The organism is Xenorhabdus yunnanensis (assembly GCF_028598805.1).
Lineage (GTDB): Bacteria > Pseudomonadota > Gammaproteobacteria > Enterobacterales > Enterobacteriaceae > Xenorhabdus > Xenorhabdus yunnanensis.
Genome location: NZ_JAQRFI010000347.1, coordinates 1 through 223 on the forward strand (window position 1 = coordinate 1; position 223 = coordinate 223).

General features: G+C 49.3%; 1 protein-coding gene. It reads left to right on the top strand.

The window, feature by feature from the left end; all coding sequences use genetic code 11:
• Window positions 1–222, top strand: a 222-nt coding sequence (locus PSI23_RS22545; RefSeq protein ID WP_273557105.1) for a tail fiber assembly protein, incomplete at its 5' end; no start/stop codon positions are given.
• Window position 223 lies beyond the last annotated feature (1 nt).

The window sequence follows — 223 nt, forward strand, 5'->3', positions numbered from 1 at the left end:
CCGACACAAGAGGAATTGCAGCACCGGGCGGAACGAGAAAAGCAGTACCGGATGTCACTGGCGACAAAAGCTATTGCGCCACTACAGGATGCTGCCGACTTAGATATGGCCACGGATGAAGAAAAAAAGGCCTTAATTAACTGGCGTAAATATCGGGTATTGCTGAACCGGGTTAATTGCGCAATTGCCCCGGATATTGATTGGCCGGAGCAACCCAAATAAT